Below are 17,120 nucleotides of genomic sequence, written 5' to 3'. Positions count from 1 at the left end.
TTAGCTCAGTTGGTAGAGCACCTGGTTGTGGTCCAGGGGGCCGCGGGTTCAAGTCCCGTTACTCACCCCAAGTCAGGCACCGCCGCTTCGGCGAGCGGCCCCGCAGCGCTCGTGAGCGAGGCATCATGATGGAGATGGATGCCGCCACCTTCGAGCAGCTCGTGATCGATGAACTCGACCTCCTTCCCGACGACATGGTCGAGGGTCTGGACAACGTCGTGTTCGTCGTCGAGGACCGCCCCGAAGACGGAAGTCTCGACCTCCTCGGTCTCTACGACGGCTGGGCGCTCACCGAGCGCGATCGCTACGGCGTCGGTGAATTGCCCGATTGCATCATCCTCTACCGCGAGCCGCACCTCGCCCTGTGCGAGACGGACGACGAGCTGCGCGACGAGCTCCACACCACCCTGGTGCACGAGATCGCGCATTTCTACGGAATCGATGACGACCGGCTGCACGAGCTGGGGTGGGCCTGATGAGCCCGCTCGCCGCGCCCGACGTCGACATCGAACTCGGCACCGGAACCGAGGACGCACCCGCGAGGCCGTGGCAGACGATCGTGTGGGACGATCCGGTGAACCTGATGAGCTACGTCGCGCACGTGTTCCGCGAGTACTTCGGACTCCCCCGGCCCGACGCCGAGCGCCTCATGCTCGCGGTCCACAACGAGGGCCACGCGGTCGTGGCGGAAGGGGCGAGAGAGCAGATGGAACTCCATGCGCGCGCCATGCACGACTACGGACTGTGGGCGACTGTCCGGCAGGCGCCGGCATGACCGGGCAGATCATCGTGCTGGAGCTCACCAGGCTCGAAGCCGCACACCTCTCGGGCCTGGTCGGCCAGTTCGCGGAGCTCGTGGACGGCGCCGAGACGTCGCAGGGCGATCCCGCGATCGGGCGACTGGCCCCCGATGCGTACGCGGATGCCGAAGCGGCCCGGGAGTTCCGCGACCTCACCGAGGCGGACCTGCTGGACCGCCGTCGCGACGACGCTGCGACCGTGATCGCGACGCTGGCCGAGGCATCCGATATTCCCGACGATCCCGACGACCCGGCGCTGCTCGAGGTCGTGGCCGTGCAGCTGGACCAGGAGGCGACGGCCGCGTGGCTGCGCACGCTCGCCGCCATCAGGCTCGTCCTGGCCACGCGGCTCGGAATCACCGACACCGACGACCACGACGCGGATGATCCCCGGTTCGGCATCTACGACTGGCTGGGGTACCGGCTGGACGGCCTCGTCAAGGTCGTCGACGGCATACGCTGACGACGGCTCTCACGGCACCTCGAATACGAGACTCGCCAGCCGTGCCGGCTCGTCGCGGGTCACGTGGCGCGATTCCTGACGCGCCCAGCGCTCCCAGTGCGGGCGGTAGGCGTCGCCGTCGCGGTGCAGCGCCCGGTCACGCCGCGATGCCGCAGGCGACTCGAGCCACACGCGCACGTCCCCGAGGCGGGACGTGTCGGGCGTGAGGATGCCGGATCCCTCGACCACGAGCGGAAGCGACGGGTCGACCGCGTGCGCCTCGGCGGGAGCCCCGACCTCCCAGTCCCAGCGCTGCCAGATGCCGATGAGGCCCCGTGCGTGCGGCACCAGGATCTGCTCGCGGGCGAGGGCGACGCCGTCATCCAGGCCGTCCCAGCCGGGATAGAGCGAGTCGAGCGCGACCAGCTGCACCCTTCCGCTCACCGGCCAGGCGGTCACGAGAGCCTTCGCGAGGGAAGTCTTCCCGGCACCGCTGCGACCGTCGATGAGCACCACCGGATTGGCCGCAGCCACGCCTCGGACCGCGTCGACGATGCGCGACGTCGCGACCTGGAGTGCGCGGGCGACCGGGTCGACGCTACTTCTTGAGGGCGCGGATGACACGGCTGAGCGCGCGACCGGCGAAGAACACGAATGGGATCGCGACGGCGATCACGGACACGAGGTTCGGCTCGAATCGCAGATCGTCGCCCCGGCGGATGTACGCGCCGAGCGGAATCGACCAGCCGCCGCCCCCGCCGCCGCCGTTGCCCGCTTCGTCTGACCCGCCGCCGAAGCCCGACCACGTGAGCGCCACCGGGATGAGCCGGATGCCGTCGACGTCCTGCTGCTCGCCGTAGGCGCTCTTGACGCCGAAGGAGGCGGACTGCTGACCGAGCTCGAGTGCGATGTTGGGCATGCGACCACGGTACCCGTCGCGGCGGGTCGGTGTCAGCCCTGATCGAGCTTCGGAGCCGGAGGGCTCGACGGCAGCGTGCCTCCGCCGCGCGCCTTGCCGAGAAGGGTCGCACGGGTGACGGCACCGCGGCCGAAGCGCGCCGCCGCGCCGTCGAGCGCGTCCTCGACCCTCCGCCACTCCTCGTCGTCATCCCAGAGGGCGAGCGGAGCCGAGCCGGCGGACCGGAGCTTCTCTGCGCGCACGCCGATCAGCCGGATCGGCAGAGGCCGGTCGACCGCGTCGAAGAGGTCGAGCGCGGCATCCCCGATCCGCTGGCCGACAGCCGTCGGCTCGGCCAGCGTCTGCGACCGCGAGATCGTGGTGAAGTCCGCGAACCGCACCTTGATGGCGATCGTCGCCGCCTCCCAGCCGCCCGAGCGAAGACGCGCCCCGACTCTGTCGGCCAGGCGTCGCAGCTCGGAGCGCAGGATCATCGGATCGGAGATGTCATCATCGAAGGTCTCTTCGTGGCCGACGCTCTTCTCGACGCGGGCGGTGTCGACCTCCCGCGCGTCGATGCCTCGTGCCAGGTGCCACACGCGGGCACCCATCGCCGGTCCCAGTGCCCGATCGAGGACCGCGGCGGGGGTCTCGAGCACATCGGCCACCGTGCGGATGCCTCGCGACTCGAGGGATTCGGCCGCCTTGGGCCCCACGCCCCAGAGCGCGCGCACCGAACGCGGCGCAAGGAACGCGTCGGTGTCGGCGGCGGCCACGATAAGGAGCCCGTCGGGCTTGCTGATCGTCGACGCCATCTTCGCGACGTGCTTGGTGGCGGCGACGCCGATGCTGCACGTGAGCCCCGTCTCGTCCCGCACCCGGGCGCGCAGAGCCCGTGCGATCGTGCCGGGGCTCCCCCACAGCCGCCGCACACCGCGCACGTCCAGGAAGGCCTCGTCGATCGAGAGAGGCTCGACCAGGGGCGTCACATCGCGGAAGATGCGCATCACGCGTGCAGAGAGTTCGAGGTAGCGGTCGAAGTGCGGCACCACGACGATCGCAGTCGGGCACAGGCGCAGCGCCTGTGCCACGGGCATCGCCGACCGCACACCGAATCGGCGAGCCTCATACGACGCGCTCGAGACCACGGACCGGCCGTCGGGCGCGCCGACGATGATCGCCTTGCCGACCAGCGATGGGTTGTCGAGCTGCTCGACGGACGCGTAGAACGCGTCCATGTCGACGTGGAGGATGCCGGCGCCGGTATCGTCCGCACCCTCGGGCGAGACGAGCCGCCCGGTGCCGTCACCGCGTCCCATGCGTCGATTCTCCCGCGGGCCACCGACGCCGCAGCTCCGACGCCGTGCCGTGTCTCAGGACGCCGCCGCGCGCTCCAGTACCAGCTCGCGCACCCGTGCCGCGTCGGCTTGGCCCCTCATCGCCTTCATGACCGCTCCGATCACGGCGCCGGCGGCCTGGACCTTGCCGTCTCGGATCTTCGCGAGCACGTCCGGCTGCGCGGCCAGCGCCTCGTCGATCGCCGCGATGAGCGCCCCGTCGTCGGAGACGACAGCGAGTCCGCGAGCGTCAACGACCTCCTGCGGGGTGCCCTCGCCCGCGACGACGCCCTCGAGCACCTGCCGGGCGAGTTTGTCGGTAAGGGTCCCCGCGTCGATGAGGGACTGCAGCGCCGCGACATCCGCCGGCGTCGCCAGATCGGATGCCTCGCGCCCCTCGGCGTTCGCGATGCGGGTGAGCTCGCCCGTCCACCACTTGCGCGCGGCGGCAGGTGAGGCGCCCGCGGCGACGGTGGCTTCGACCTCGGCGAGCAGGCCCCCGTTGGCGACATCCTGGAACTCGAGATCGGTGAAGCCCCAGTCGGTCTTCAGCCGGCGACGGCGAGCCGCGGGCGGCTCGGGCAGCGCGGCGCGCAGCTCCTCGATCAGCGCGGGCGCCGGCGCGACCGGAAGGAGGTCGGGCTCGGGGAAGTAGCGGTAGTCGTCGGCGTCGGACTTCGGTCGACCCGGCGAGGTGGTGCCGGTGTCTTCGTGCCAGTGGCGGGTCTCCTGGATGATCGTGCCCCCGGCGGCGAGGATCGCCGCCTGGCGCTGGATCTCGTACCGCACCGCGCGCTCGACGGAGCGCATCGAGTTGACGTTCTTCGTCTCGGTGCGCGTGCCGAGCTTCTCCTGCCCACGGGGGCGGAGCGACACGTTCGCGTCGCAGCGGAGGTTGCCGCGCTCCATGCGCGCCTCGGAGATCCCCAGGGAGAGCACGATGTCGCGGATGGTCTGGACGTACGCCTTCGCGATCTCGGGCGCGCGGTGCTCGGCGCCGAAGATCGGCTTCGTGACGATCTCGACCAGCGGGACTCCCGCGCGGTTGTAGTCCACCAGCGAGTACTCGGCACCCTGGATACGTCCGGTCGAGCCGCCGACGTGGGTCAGCTTGCCGGCATCCTCTTCCATGTGCGCACGCTCGATCGGCACGGTCACCACCGAGCCGTCGGCCAGCTCGACGTCGACCTGACCCTCGAAGGCGATCGGCTCGTCGTACTGCGAGATCTGGTAATTCTTGCCCAGGTCGGGGTAGAAGTAGTTCTTCCGCGCGAACCGGCTCGACGGCGCGATCGAGCACCCGAGTGCGAGGCCCAGGCTGATCGAGTACTTCACGGCCTCCGCGTTCACGGTCGGCAGCGAGCCCGGCAGGCCCAAGTCCACCGGTGCCACCAGCGTGTTGGGCTCGGCCCCGTGGTTGTCGGCATGCGCGGGGTTCGCGGCGCCGGAGAACATCTTCGTCTTCGTGTTGAGCTCGACGTGCACCTCGAAGCCGAGCACGGGCTCGAACAGCTCGAGAGCCTTGTCGAAATCCATCAGCGCATCCCTGGCCATCAGCGTGCTCCTCCGAGGATCGGGGCGCGGTCGAGCAGCGACCCGCCCCACGAGTCGGTCAGCACGGCTTCGAGAGCCGCGCCCACCCGGTAGAGACGCGCGTCCTCGCGCGCGGGGGCGAGGAACTGGATGCCGACCGGCAGGCCGTCCTCGTCCGCGAGGCCGGACGGAATCGAGATGCCCGGGACTCCCGCGAGGTTGGCGGGGATCGTCGTGACGTCGTTGAGGTACATCTGCATGGGGTCGTCGATCTTCTCGCCGAGCCGGAACGCGGTCGTCGGAGCCGACGGCGTCGCGATCACGTCGACCTGGGTGAACGCCTCGTCGAAGTCGCGCTGGATGAGCGTGCGCACCTTCTGCGCCGAGCCGTAGTAGGCGTCGTAGTACCCCGCGGAGAGCGCGTAGGTGCCGAGGATGATGCGCCGCTTCACCTCGTCGCCGAAGCCACGGTCACGCGTGGCGGCCATGACGTCCTCGACGGTGCCGCCCGGCACGTCGACGCGGAGGCCGAAGCGGACCGAGTCGAACTTCGCGAGGTTGCTGGATGCCTCGGCCGGCAGGATCAGGTAGTAGGCGGCGACGCCGTACTCGAAGTGCGGTGCGCTGATCTCGACGATCTCGGCGCCCTGCGCCTCCATCGCGGCCAGGGCCGAGCGGAAGGATGCGGATACGCCGGGTTGGAAGCCCGCGTCGGGCAGCTCGGCGATCACGCCGACCTTCAGCCCTCGGAGCACGTCGCCGCGTGCCCCCTCGCGCGCCGCGTCGGCGAACGACGGCCAGGCGTCGGACAGGGACGTCGCGTCGTGCGGGTCGTGGCCGCCGATGACGTCGTGGAGGAGCGCCGCGTCCAGCACGGTGCGCGAGACGGGCCCGACCTGGTCGAGGCTCGATGCCAGGGCGATCGCGCCGTATCGGCTGACGCCGCCGTACGTGGGCTTGAGGCCCACCGTGCCGGTGACGTGCGCCGGCTGCCGGATCGACCCGCCCGTGTCGGAGCCGAGAGCGAGCGGCGCCTCGAAGGCCGCGACGGCGGCGGCCGAGCCTCCGCCCGAGCCGCCCGGGATCCGGTCGAGGTCCCACGGGTTGCGCGTCGGGCCGTACGCCGAGTGCTCCGTCGACGAGCCCATCGCGAACTCGTCCATGTTCGTCTTGCCGAGTGGCACGAGCCCAGCGGCCCGCGACCGTGCGACGACGGTGGCGTCGTACGGCGACATGTAGCCCTCGAGGATCTTGGACCCGCTGGTGGAGGGCATGTCGGTGGTGACGAGCACGTCCTTGATGGCGAGAGGAACGCCGGCCACGGGGCCGAGCTGCTCCCCCGCCGCGCGACGGCGGTCGATGTCGCCCGCGACCTCGAGTGCGCGGTCGCTGACGTGGAGGAAGGCGTGGACGTCGCCGTCGACGGCGGCGATCCGGTCGAGGTGCGCCTGCGTGGCCTCGACGCTGGAGACCTCGCGCGAGGCGAGCTTGTCTGCGAGCGCGGCGGCGCTCAGCTTCGTCAGATCGGTCACGAGGGTCCTTACTGCTCTTCGCCGAGGATCGCCGTCACGCGGAATCGGCCGTCCGCGGCATCCGGGGCGTTCTGAAGCACCTGCGCGGGCGTCAGCTGTCCGCTCACCACATCGGGACGGAAGACGTTCTGCATCGCGATGGGGTGGCTCGTCGCGACGACGTCGGGGGTCGCGACCTCGGACACCTTCGCGATGTTGTCGACGATGACGTCGAGCTGGCCGGTGAGGCGGTCGACCTCCTCGTCGCTCAGCTGGATCCGGGCGAGCACACCGAGATGGCGCACGAGATCGGGGGTGATTTCAGACACCCCCACAGTCTATTCGGATCGCGGCAGGCCTCCTGCGGGCTGGTCGGGCAGAACAGCCGCGGGCGTAGGCTGGGCGCCGTGACGACGTATGACCCGCCTCGCCCGTGGATCGCCAGCTACGCCGAGGGGGTGCCCGAGGATCTCGAACCGGTCACGGGCTCACTCGTCGACATCGTCGAGGCGTCTGCCCGCGACTATCCGGATGCCCCGGCCCTGCAGTTCTTCGGACGCACGACGTCGTATCGCTCCCTCCACGAGCAGATCCAGCGCGCGGCCGCAGGTCTTCGCGCGCAGGGGGTACGTGCGGGCGACCCTGTCGCGATCGTGCTGCCGAACTGCCCGCAGCACATCGTGGCGTTCTATGCGATCCTGCGGCTCGGCGCCGTGGTGGTCGAGCACAATCCGCTCTACACGCCGCGGGAGCTGAGGAAGCAGTTCGAGGACCACGGCGCGAAGCACGCCATCGTCTGGTCGAAGGTGGCAGGCACCGTCCAGGAGTTCCCGGCCGATCTCGCCGTCACCTCGCTGATCTCGGTCGACATCACGACCGCGATGCCGTGGACGACACGCCTCGCGCTGCGCCTGCCGATCGCGAAGGCGCGCGAGGCCCGGACGGCGCTGACCGAACGGGTCACCGGAGCCATCGCATGGGACGAACTCGTCGGATCGGACCCGCTCCCCGCCATCCACCCCGAGCCGCAGACCGACGACCTCGCGCTCATCCAGTACACGAGCGGGACCACCGGCGCGCCCAAGGGAGCGTCGCTGACCCACCGCAACCTGCTCTCGAACGCCGCGCAGGCGAAGTCGTGGGTGCCCTCGATCGTGCGCGGGGACGGGTGCGTCGTCTACGCCGTGCTCCCGATGTTCCACGCCTACGGCCTGACGCTGTGCCTCACCTTCGCGATGTCGATGGGCGCGCGGCTGGTGCTGTTCCCGAGATTCGATCCCGACATGGTGCTCGAGGTGACCAAGAAGCACCCGGCGACCTTCCTGCCGCTGGTCCCCCCGATCGCAGACCGCCTGCTCAAGGCGGCGAAGGAGAAGGGGGTGTCGCTCGCCGGCACCCAGGTGGCGATCTCGGGTGCGATGGCGCTCCCGCACGAACTCGTGGTGCCGTTCGAAGCGGCGTCGGGCGGCTACCTCGTCGAAGGATACGGCCTGAGCGAATGCTCGCCGGTGCTCATGGCGAACCCCGTCGCTGCGAACCGCGTCCCGGGCACGGTCGGCCTGCCGCTCCCTGGCACCGAGTGCCGCGTCGTCGACCCCGACGATCCCACCCAGGACGTGCCGCGAGGCGAGCGGGGAGAGCTCGTCGTGCGCGGTCCGCAGGTGTTCGGCGGCTATTACGGCAAGCCCGAGGAGACCGAAGCGGTCTTCGCGGACGGCTGGTTCCGCACCGGTGACATCGTCACGATCGACGATGCCGGCTTCGTGCGGATCGTGGACCGCATCAAGGAGCTCATCATCACCGGCGGCTTCAATGTCGCGCCCACCGAGGTGGAGAACGCCCTGCGGCAGCATCCGCGCGTGGAGGACGCCGCCGTCGTCGGACTTGCGAGCGAGCACTCGGGCGAAGAGGTCGTCGCCGCCGTCGTGGTCACGCCCGGCGCGGACATCGACGTCGAGGAGATCCGCGCGTCGGTGCGCGGCATCCTGACCCCTTACAAGGTGCCGCGCCGCATCTTCGTGGTCGACGAGCTGCCGAAGTCGCTCATCGGCAAGGTGCTGCGCCGGCAGGTGCGCGACCGGCTGATCGCGCTGAACTCCGGGGACTGAGAGCGCCACCCGCGCCGACCGCGCCGTCACCACGCCGTGAACTCGCCCGGTCGGGGCTGAATCCACACCGCCGTCTCGTAGCCGTCCTCCCACGGGAAGCGGCCCTCGCGGTCGTCGTAGGTGAGCTGCAGGAGTTCGACCGACACCTCGTCGGGCCGCTGGTAGTACCGATTCGCCGCGAAGGCGATGTCGCCGGGATTGGGCACCGCCTCGACGGTCACGCGGTGACCCCAGCCACCGAACTCGAGAAGCTCGCCGGGCACGATGTCGCGTCCCGCGCGCACCCGGTCCGCCACGTCGTTGAGCAGGAGTCCCGTCGTGCGCGCATCGAGCCCGAACACCAGGAGCTCGGGGTGCCCCATGCCGAACAGGCCGATCGTGTACGCGAACGGCGTCTGGCGTCGTCGCATGTCGCCCACCACGTACTCGATGCTCGTGCCGTGACGGCGGATCGTCTGCGCCGTGCGCTTGTCCTGCTGATCGAGCCAGGCGATGGTGGCGGGGTCGGGGATCATTGTCATCTCGGAGTCCGTTCGTCGAGGGATTCCGGGATTAGAACATACCTACGACACTCTCACCCGGCATCCGGGGAAAGGGCGTCGATAGCCGCCGGCCCCTCCGTGACCAGGAGGTGGAACTGGGCCGCATCGAGGATGCGCACCCCGAGCTCTTCGGCCTTCGCGAGCTTGGAGCCCGCGCCCGGACCCGCCGCCACGAAGTCGGTCTTCTTCGAGACGCTCGACCCCGCCTTGCCGCCGGCGCGGATGATCGCCTCCTGTGCTCCTTCGCGCGTGTACCCGTCGAGACTGCCCGTCGCCACGACGGTGAGGCCGTCCAGCACTCCCCCTTCGACGACCGCGGCACCCGGTCCGGGGTGACCGGGCGTGGCGAGGCGCGCACCGGCGGCCGCCCATCGGTCGACGATCTCGCGATGCCAATCCACCTCGAACCAGTCGGTCAGCGAGTCCGCGATGATCCCGCCGACGCCTTCGACGCCGGCGAGCTCATCGCGCGTGGCGGCGCGGATCGCCTCGACCGAGCCGAACCACTGCGCGAGGGCGCGTGCCGCGACCGGACCGACGTGCCGGATGTTCAGCGCTACCAGGAACCGCCACAGGTCCTTCGTCTTGGCCCGCTCGAGCTGGTCGATCAGGGTGAGCGCCTGCGCCGACGGCTGCAGGTCGGTGATCCCCGCCTTCTTCTCGGCCGCGCTCGGGTTGCGCCGGAACGGCGCGCGGCGCACCGGCTCGCCGGTCTTCTCGTCGACGCGCGGCTCGCCGGTCTCGGCATCACGCACGACGACCTCGATCGGCACGAGCTCCTCGAGAGTGAGCTCGAACAGGCCGGCCTCGGTCTCGAGGGGCGGCACGTCGGGCACGGAGGGCTGCGTGAGGGCGGCAGCCGTCACCTCGCCGAGCGCCTCGATGTCGAGCGCCCCGCGGGAGCCGATGTGCTCCACCCTTCCGCGCACCTGCGCCGGACAGGCGCGCGTGTTCGGGCACCGCAGATCGATGTCGCCCTCTTTGGCGGGTGCGAGCGGTGAGCCGCACTCGGGGCAGTCCGCCGGCATCACGAACTCGCGTTCGGTGCCGTCGCGGAGCTCGACCACCGGCCCCAGGACCTCCGGGATCACATCGCCGGCCTTGCGGAGCACGACCGTGTCGCCGATGAGGACGCCCTTCGCGCGGACGACGTCCTGGTTGTGCAGGGTCGCCTGGCGCACGACCGACCCGGCCACGCGTGCGGGGGCCATGACCGCGAACGGCGTCGCCCGGCCGGTGCGGCCGACGGAGACCACGATGTCGAGCAGCGTGGTGTTGACCTGCTCCGGAGGGTACTTGTAGGCGATCGCCCAGCGTGGGGCGCGGCTGGTGGCGCCGAGCTCGGCGTGGAGCGCGAGCTCGTCGACCTTGACCACGACGCCGTCGATCTCGTGCTCGACGTCGTGGCGGTGCTCGCCGTAATGCGCGACGAAGTCGAGCACTCCCTCGATGTCGTCGGCCGTGCGGTAGTACGGGCTCGTCGGAAGCCCCCACTCGGCGAGCAGCTCGTACGTCTCGCTCTGGGAGTCGACCGGCGGCCGGTTCCACGCGCCGATCCCGTGGACGAAGAGCCTCAGCGAGTCGAGCCGCGCCTGCCCCGCTTCGCGCTCGAGTCCGTCCTTCTTGTCGAGCTGCTGGCGCAGGCCGCCCGACGCGGCGTTGCGCGGGTTCGCGAACGACGGGAAGCGCCGTTCGGCGCTCAGACGCGCCTTGTCTTCGTCGAACGCGCGTGCGCGCGCCCGCGATTCCGCCACGGCACGGTCGCGCATGTCGGCCTGCAGCGCGTTCAGCTGCGCGAACGCGGCGACGGGGATGAATACCTCGCCGCGCACCTCGACGAGATCGGGATGCCCCGTGCCGGCCAGGCGCTGCGGGATGCCCGCGACCCGCACGGCGTTGACCGTCACGTCTTCGCCGGTGCGCCCGTCGCCGCGCGTGGCGGCGGAGGTGAGGACGCCGCGCTCGTAACGGAGGCTGATCGCGAGCCCGTCGATCTTGAGCTCGGTCAGCCAGCGCACCCGGCGCCCGGCGCCGGCCTCTGCCTTGAGGCACCACTCGCGCAGCTCCTCGAGGCTGAACACGTTGTCGAGGCTGAGCATGCGCTCGGCGTGCTCGACCGGCGCGAACATCGAGCTCTCGGCGGCACCGACCGTCTGCGTCGGCGAGTCCTGGCCCTGCAGTTCGGGGTGGAGCCGCTCGAGCTCCTCGAGCCGGTGCATCCATGCGTCGTACGTCGCGTCGTCGACGATCTCGGCGTTGCGGCCGTAGTACGCGTCGCGCGCGTTGAGGATGCGCTCCGTCAGCTCCTGCGCCTCGGCGCGGGACGCCTCGAGGCCCGGATCGGACGGGAGGGCCGCGTCGTCGCGGTGTTGCGAGGCGGGCGTGTCGAGGGCGTCGTCATCCGTCACCTCGCCAGTCTAGGAGCCGCCTCCGACACCTCGGAGCCTCCGGTCGTGGCCGGGCTGCGGCATCCGCTCTACGCGTCGACCGGGACGGCCGACACCGTGCGGTCGATGGTGAACTGGCCGATGACCCGGGTTCCGTCGTAGAGCACGGCCGTCTGGCCGGGCGCCACGCCGTCGAACGGCAGCTCGGGGATCACCGTCACAACGCCCCCGGCCAGGGCCGCGCGCGCGGGCACCGGATCGGCGTGCGCACGGATCTGCACGTGGCAGTCGAAGTCGCCCTCGGACTGCGGACGCCCGGCCCAGGAATAGCGCTCGCCGGCGATCTCCGCCGTGGCGAGGGCCTCCTTCGGCCCGACGACGACCGTGTTGGAGACCGGGCGGACCTCAAGGACGAAGCGCGGCTTCCCGTCCGGGGCGGGAACGCCCAGCGACAGCCCGCGCCGCTGCCCGACGGTGAAGGCGTGCGCGCCTTCGTGCGTGCCCACGACGGCGCCGGAGCGATCGACGACGTCCCCCGTCGCGGCGCCCACCCTGTCGGCGAGCCAGCCGCGCGTGTCCCCGTCCGGGATGAAGCAGATGTCGTGACTGTCGGGCTTCTGCGCCACCGACAGCCCGCGGGCCTCGGCCTCAGCCCGGACGATCGCCTTGGACGGCGTCGAGCCGAGCGGGAAGTAGGTGTGGGCGAGCTGCTGCGCGGTCAGCACGCCGAGGACGTAGGACTGATCCTTGGCGGCATCCGATGCCCGGTGCAGCTCGAGACCGTCCGGGGACTCTACGAGCGTGGCGTAGTGGCCGGTGCACACCGCGTCGAATCCCAGTTCGAGCGCGCGCTCGAGGAGTGCGGCGAACTTGATCTTCTCGTTGCAGCGCATGCACGGATTCGGCGTGCGTCCGGCGCGGTACTCCGCGACGAAGTCGTCGATGACGTCGTCTCGGAAGCGCTCGGAGAAGTCCCATACGTAGAACGGGATGCCCAGCCGGTCGGCTGCGCGCCGCGCGTCCATCGCGTCCTCGATCGTGCAGCATCCGCGGCTGCCGGTGCGCAGCGTGCCGCCCGCCCGCGACAGGGCAAGGTGCACGCCGACGACGTCGTGGCCCGCCTCCACGGCCCGTGCGGCCGCGACGGCGGAATCGACGCCACCGCTCATGGCCGCAAGGATCCGCATGGGTCCAGTCTACGAACCCGCGCCTGACCGGGACCCGGACGCCGCGCGCGCCCGCTCGACGAGGGCGGGGAGGACCGCGAGCACCGCCTGAACATCGCTCGCCTCCGAGGTCCGCCCGAGGGTGAGCCGCAGCACCTGGCGGGCCTCGGCATCCGTCCTCCCCATCGCCTGCACGACGTGCGAAGGCTCGGGGATGCCGGCCTGGCAGGCAGACCCTGTCGACACCGCGATGCCCGACTGGTCGAGCAGGAACAGCAGCGACTCCCCCATCGCCCCGGGGAAGAGCACGTGGACGTTGCCGGGGATCCGGTCCGAGGGATCGCCGAGCAGCTGCGCCGACGGCACGGAGGAGAGGATGCCGCGCACCAGCTCGTCGCGCAGCGCCGAGAGACGTCGAGCCTCCGCCTCGCGCTCACCCTCGGCGAGGTCCGCCGCGACGGCGAACGCGCTCGCGCCCGCGACGTCCTGCGTTCCGGCACGGAGGCCGCGCTGCTGTCCGCCGCCGTGGAGCAAGGGCGACAGGCGGGCGTGGCGAGACACGACGAGGGCGCCGACGCCGACGGGGCCGCCGATCTTGTGCGCCGACACGCTCAGGGCGATCAGGCCGGTACGGGAGCTTCCGTCCCCTCGCCACCGGCGGAACCGCACCGGGACGTGGCCGAACGCGGCCACGGCATCCAGGTGCAGCGGCACCGCCGCGGTGAGGGCCGCTGCGGCGAGGCCGGCTGCGTCGTTGATCGTCCCCACCTCGTTGTTCGCCACGAGCGCGGTGGCCAGCGCCGCCCCCGGAAGCCGTGCGGCGAACGCAGTGGGGTCGATCGCTCCCCGCACGGTAAGAGGCACGGGCCGCACTGTCGCGGACTCCGACGTCCGCAGCCACTCGATCGCGTCGAGCGTCGCGTGGTGCTCGCCGTCGGGCAGGACCACGGCATCCGTCCCCGTCGAACGCGACCACCAGAGCCCCTTGAGCGCGAGGTTGACCGACTCGGTCCCTCCGGAGGTGAAGACGACCTCGATCGGGTCGCAGTCGAGGACGGCCGCGAGTCGCTCGCGCGCCTCTTCGGGGGGGCGGCGCGCGGCTTGTCCGCAGCCGGGGATCGTCGAGGCGGTGCCGCTCGCCTCGGATGCCTCGAGCCAGGCGGCCCGCGCCTCCGGTCGCAGCGGAGTCGTGGCAGCGTGGTCGAGATAGACCTGCATCGCGTCTCCTCCGGCTGCGGCGCGGCGGCCCGCGCCCTGCGCCCGGGTCTCGCGGACGCGGGAACCCGGTCCCGTAACGTCCTCGACTCACGCCCTTACTACTCTAGAGCGCATGCCCAGTCTCGAGTCCGCCGCCCTGACGCTTGCGTCGGGACTGCACAGCGCCGATCTCGATCGCCTCGGAGTGACGCTCGGAGACGGTCAGGCCACCCTGCGCGTGTGGTCGGGATCGGCGGATGAGATGGAGCTCGTCGTGTTCGACGACGTCGACCTCGACTGGGCCGTCGACACCGTGCCCCTGAAGCCGGTGGGCGGCGGCGTGTGGGAGGTGACCACGGCGCTCCTGCGGCCGGGAACCCGCTATGCCGTGCGCGTCGACGGCCCGCACGGGCCCGGCAACACGTTCAATCGCGGCACGATGCTCGTCGAGCCGTACTCCCGCGGACTCGCGCGTGGCGGCTACGACGACTGGCGCTCGGTGGTCGTCGAGGGGTCCTTCGACTGGGGCGGGGTGGGCAAGCCGGGGATCCCGCTCGATCGCACCGTGCTCTACGAGGGTCACGTCAAAGGCATGTCGAAGCGCCATCCCGGCGTGCCGCCCGCGCTCCACGGCACGTACGCGGGCCTGGCGCACCCCGCGATGGTCGAGCACTTCCTGGCGCTGGGGATCACGAGCATCGAGCTGCTGCCGGTCCATGCGTTCGCGACGGAGCCGCGCCTCCTCCAGCACGGGCTCGCGAACTACTGGGGCTACAACTCGCTCAACTTCTTCACCCCGCACGCGGCCTACGCGACGGAGCAGGCGCGCCGGGAGGGGCCTGAGGCGGTCCTGCGCGAGTTCAAGGGCATGGTCCGCCTCCTGCACGAGGCTGGACTCGAGGTGATCCTGGATGTGGTCTACAACCACACCGCCGAGGAGGGCATCGGCGGGCCCCGCTCCAGCCTGCGCGGAATCGACAACCGCGCGTACTACCGTCAGCACGACAACGGCGAGTACATCGACGTCACGGGCTGCGGCAACGCGGTGGACACGTCGACGGATGCCGCGTCCCGGCTGATCCTCGATTCGCTGAGGTACTGGGCGCGAGACGTCCAGGTCGACGGCTTCCGGTTCGATCTCGCCGCGACGCTCGGCCGCGACTCCGCGCACCACTTCACGCCGGAGCATCCGCTGCTGCGCGCGATCATCGACGATCCCGCGCTCGCAGACGTCAAGAAGATCTCCGAGCCGTGGGACGTCGGCATGGGCGGCTGGCAGACGGGGAACTTCGGCAACGGCTGGAGCGAATGGAACGACAGGTACCGCGATCGGGTGCGCAACTTCTGGCTGAGCGACGTGGACTACGCGCGCCGGGCTTCGACGGCGCCGGTGGGCATCGGCGGATTCGCGACACGACTCGCCGGATCGTCCAACACGTTCTCCGCCGAACGCGGACCCCTGGCGAGCATCAACTTCGTCACGGCCCATGACGGCTTCACGCTGCGCGACCTCGTCTCGTACGACGTGAAGCACAACCTGGGCAACGGGGAGCACAACCGCGACGGAGCCGACACCAACCGCTCGTTCAACCACGGCGCGGAAGGCCCCACCGACGACGAGGGGATCCTGGCGGTGCGCCGCCGTGCCATGCGCAACCTGCTGGGCACGCTGCTCCTGTCGGCCGGCGTGCCGATGCTCACCGCGGGCGACGAGTTCGCCCGCACGCAGCGCGGCAACAACAACGCCTACTGCCACGACTCGCCGCTCACGTGGCTCTCCTGGGAGCACGCGCCGTGGCAGCGGGACCTGTTCGCCCATGTGCAGCACCTGCTGCGCATGCGGAGGGAGAACCCCGCGCTGCGACCGATCCGGTTCGCGCGGCTCGACGTGCACACTCCGTCGGCGTCCGTCATGGAGTGGTACGACGAGCACGGCGAGACGATGTCGATCGACCGATGGACCAATCCGTCCCACCGCACGCTGCAGTACGTCGCGGCATCCACTCCCGAGCACGAGGAGTTCAACCGCATCCTGCTCATCGTCCACGGCACCGAGCACCCGACCGAGGTCACGCTGCCCGTGATCGACGGCGTGCGCAGCTACGTCCCGCTCTGGTCGAGCGTCGACGAGGCCCCCGGGCAGACGGGTCCGGCGCGCGAGCCGGGCGACACGGTCGCGGTGCCGGGCACCTCGATGCACCTGTTCCGGGCGGAGTGATCTTGGCGCCGCGCCGCGCGCCGCGCAAGCTCCTATCGACCGATGGGTGCGGCCGGTAGGTTCGATTCGTGGCATCGACCCAGCGTCCGACCTCCGACCGTCCGTGGCGGAGCGCCTCCGCGCTCCCCCTCCGTCCCGCTCGCGAGCACGCGTCTCCGTTCCCCACGGCGACCGGCCGGATCCCCCTCACCAAGCCGTCGCCCGCCATCCCCGGCGAGCCGTACCGGCCCAAGGCGTTCAACGGCGAAGCAGTCCCGTTCAGCGTGACGGCATTCCGCGAGGGGCACGACCGGATCGGCGTGCACCTGCGGCTGCACTCCCCCTCCGGCGATGAGTCGCTGCATCGGGTGACGCCGCTCGAGAACGGATTGGACCGCTGGACGACGATGGTCGCCCCGCTCGAGAACGGCCTGTGGACGTTCCGCTTCGAGGCTTTCGGCGACGACTTCCTCACCTGGCAGCACGCCGCGGACGTCAAGATCGAGGCGGGGGTCGACGTCGAGCTCATGCGGGAGCTCGGCGCGCTGCTGTTCGACGCCGCCCGGGCGGAGACGGACCGGCCGCCCGCACAGCGCAAGACGCTCGCGGGCGCCGCCGCCGCGCTGCGGGACCCGCACGTCGGGGTCGAGGGCGCGCTCGCCATCGTGCGCGATCCGGCGATCTCGCGGTTCTTCGCGCTGCGCCCGGTCATGTCGATCGCGTCCCAGGGGCCGCTGCTGGAGCTCCTCGTCGAGCGCGAGCGGGCGGGCGTGGGCTCATGGTACGAGTTCTTCCCGCGCTCGGAGGGTGCCAGGCGGTTCAAGGACGGACGCGTGAAGCCCGGCAATCTGCGCACAGCCCGCAACCGCATGCCGGCGGTGCGGGACATGGGATTCGACGTGCTGTACATCCCGCCCGTCCACCCGATCGGCACGACCAACCGCAAGGGCCGCAACAACACGCTGACCGCCGAGCCGGGCGACCCCGGCTCGCCGTACGGCA

The 17,120-nt window shown here is 71.0% G+C and carries 16 protein-coding genes and 1 tRNA gene; 7 read left to right on the top strand and 10 right to left on the bottom strand.

The genetic code is table 11. The features are described 5' to 3' along the window. From ACE3O1_RS09995 to ACE3O1_RS09980, 4 genes are all read left to right on the top strand, one after another. Window positions 1-65 (top strand) — tRNA-His (locus ACE3O1_RS09995). Between the two features lie 69 nt (window positions 66-134). Next, on the top strand, window positions 135-476 hold the full coding sequence (locus ACE3O1_RS09990; protein WP_374314878.1) for a metallopeptidase family protein: 342 nt from the start codon (window positions 135-137) through the stop codon (window positions 474-476). Further along, a complete protein-coding gene (gene clpS / locus ACE3O1_RS09985) occupies window positions 467-775 on the top strand; it encodes an ATP-dependent Clp protease adapter ClpS (protein ID WP_374314877.1) in 309 nt (102 codons plus the stop codon). Before ACE3O1_RS09990 ends, clpS begins: the two co-directional genes overlap by 10 nt. Continuing rightward, window positions 772-1,263, top strand: coding sequence for a DUF2017 family protein (locus ACE3O1_RS09980; RefSeq protein ID WP_374314876.1), 492 nt, complete (start codon window positions 772-774; stop codon window positions 1,261-1,263). The genes clpS and ACE3O1_RS09980 overlap by 4 nt, the downstream gene beginning before the upstream one ends. A gap of 9 nt (window positions 1,264-1,272) precedes the next feature. Here the strand turns inward: ACE3O1_RS09980 and ACE3O1_RS09975 are convergent, their stop codons facing one another. Genes ACE3O1_RS09975 through gatC form a run of 6 tightly spaced genes read right to left on the bottom strand, consistent with a single transcriptional unit; the run spans window position 1,273 to window position 6,850 of the window. Then, window positions 1,273-1,866 carry a hypothetical protein gene (locus ACE3O1_RS09975; RefSeq protein ID WP_374314875.1) on the bottom strand — a complete coding sequence of 198 codons (594 nt, stop codon included), beginning with the start codon at window positions 1,864-1,866 and terminating at the stop codon, window positions 1,273-1,275. Further along, the gene (locus ACE3O1_RS09970) at window positions 1,841-2,161 is read right to left on the bottom strand and encodes a hypothetical protein (RefSeq protein ID WP_374314874.1); all 321 of its coding nucleotides are present in this window, start codon (window positions 2,159-2,161) and stop codon (window positions 1,841-1,843) included. The genes ACE3O1_RS09975 and ACE3O1_RS09970 overlap by 26 nt, the downstream gene beginning before the upstream one ends. A gap of 32 nt (window positions 2,162-2,193) precedes the next feature. After that, on the bottom strand, window positions 2,194-3,459 hold the full coding sequence (dinB, locus tag ACE3O1_RS09965; RefSeq protein ID WP_374314873.1) for a DNA polymerase IV: 1,266 nt from the start codon (window positions 3,457-3,459) through the stop codon (window positions 2,194-2,196). A 54-nt stretch (window positions 3,460-3,513) separates the two neighbouring features. Next, complete coding sequence (gene gatB, locus ACE3O1_RS09960; RefSeq protein ID WP_374314872.1) at window positions 3,514-5,031, bottom strand: Asp-tRNA(Asn)/Glu-tRNA(Gln) amidotransferase subunit GatB; 1,518 nt, start codon at window positions 5,029-5,031, stop codon at window positions 3,514-3,516. Further along, on the bottom strand, window positions 5,031-6,542 hold the full coding sequence (gene gatA, locus ACE3O1_RS09955; protein WP_374314871.1) for an Asp-tRNA(Asn)/Glu-tRNA(Gln) amidotransferase subunit GatA: 1,512 nt from the start codon (window positions 6,540-6,542) through the stop codon (window positions 5,031-5,033). The genes gatB and gatA overlap by 1 nt, the downstream gene beginning before the upstream one ends. Window positions 6,543-6,550: 8 nt before the next feature. Continuing rightward, a complete protein-coding gene (gene gatC / locus ACE3O1_RS09950; protein WP_374314870.1) occupies window positions 6,551-6,850 on the bottom strand; it encodes an Asp-tRNA(Asn)/Glu-tRNA(Gln) amidotransferase subunit GatC in 300 nt (99 codons plus the stop codon). Between the two features lie 78 nt (window positions 6,851-6,928). Between gatC and ACE3O1_RS09945 the strand changes: the two genes are divergently transcribed. After that, the gene (locus tag ACE3O1_RS09945; protein WP_374314869.1) at window positions 6,929-8,629 is read left to right on the top strand and encodes a long-chain-fatty-acid--CoA ligase; all 1,701 of its coding nucleotides are present in this window, start codon (window positions 6,929-6,931) and stop codon (window positions 8,627-8,629) included. Window positions 8,630-8,655: 26 nt separating this feature from the next. Here the strand turns inward: ACE3O1_RS09945 and ACE3O1_RS09940 are convergent, their stop codons facing one another. The 4 genes from ACE3O1_RS09940 to ACE3O1_RS09925 form a co-directional block, all read right to left on the bottom strand. Next, a complete protein-coding gene (locus ACE3O1_RS09940; RefSeq protein WP_374314868.1) occupies window positions 8,656-9,150 on the bottom strand; it encodes a DUF4262 domain-containing protein in 495 nt (164 codons plus the stop codon). Window positions 9,151-9,203: 53 nt separating this feature from the next. Continuing rightward, complete coding sequence (gene ligA / locus ACE3O1_RS09935) at window positions 9,204-11,579, bottom strand: NAD-dependent DNA ligase LigA (protein ID WP_374314867.1); 2,376 nt, start codon at window positions 11,577-11,579, stop codon at window positions 9,204-9,206. Window positions 11,580-11,647: 68 nt separating this feature from the next. Further along, on the bottom strand, window positions 11,648-12,745 hold the full coding sequence (gene mnmA / locus ACE3O1_RS09930; RefSeq protein ID WP_374314866.1) for a tRNA 2-thiouridine(34) synthase MnmA: 1,098 nt from the start codon (window positions 12,743-12,745) through the stop codon (window positions 11,648-11,650). 9 nt (window positions 12,746-12,754) lie between these two features. Then, window positions 12,755-13,942, bottom strand: a complete 1,188-nt coding sequence (locus ACE3O1_RS09925; protein WP_374314865.1) for a cysteine desulfurase family protein — start codon at window positions 13,940-13,942, stop codon at window positions 12,755-12,757. A gap of 112 nt (window positions 13,943-14,054) precedes the next feature. Here ACE3O1_RS09925 and glgX point away from each other — a divergent pair, with 112 nt between their 5' ends. Beyond that, entirely contained in the window at window positions 14,055-16,139 is a 2,085-nt protein-coding gene (gene glgX / locus ACE3O1_RS09920; protein ID WP_374314864.1) for a glycogen debranching protein GlgX, read from the top strand. A 68-nt stretch (window positions 16,140-16,207) separates the two neighbouring features. After that, the coding region (locus tag ACE3O1_RS09915; RefSeq protein ID WP_374314863.1) for a maltotransferase domain-containing protein at window positions 16,208-17,120 on the top strand (913 nt) is incomplete at its 3' end.

Origin of the sequence: Microbacterium sp. (assembly GCF_041909575.1) — a bacterium.
In the GTDB taxonomy this organism is placed as follows: Bacteria; Actinomycetota; Actinomycetes; order Actinomycetales; family Microbacteriaceae; genus Microbacterium.
The sequence above is the reverse complement of the archived record's forward strand: the minus strand, read 5'-3'. Positions and strand labels throughout refer to the sequence as shown.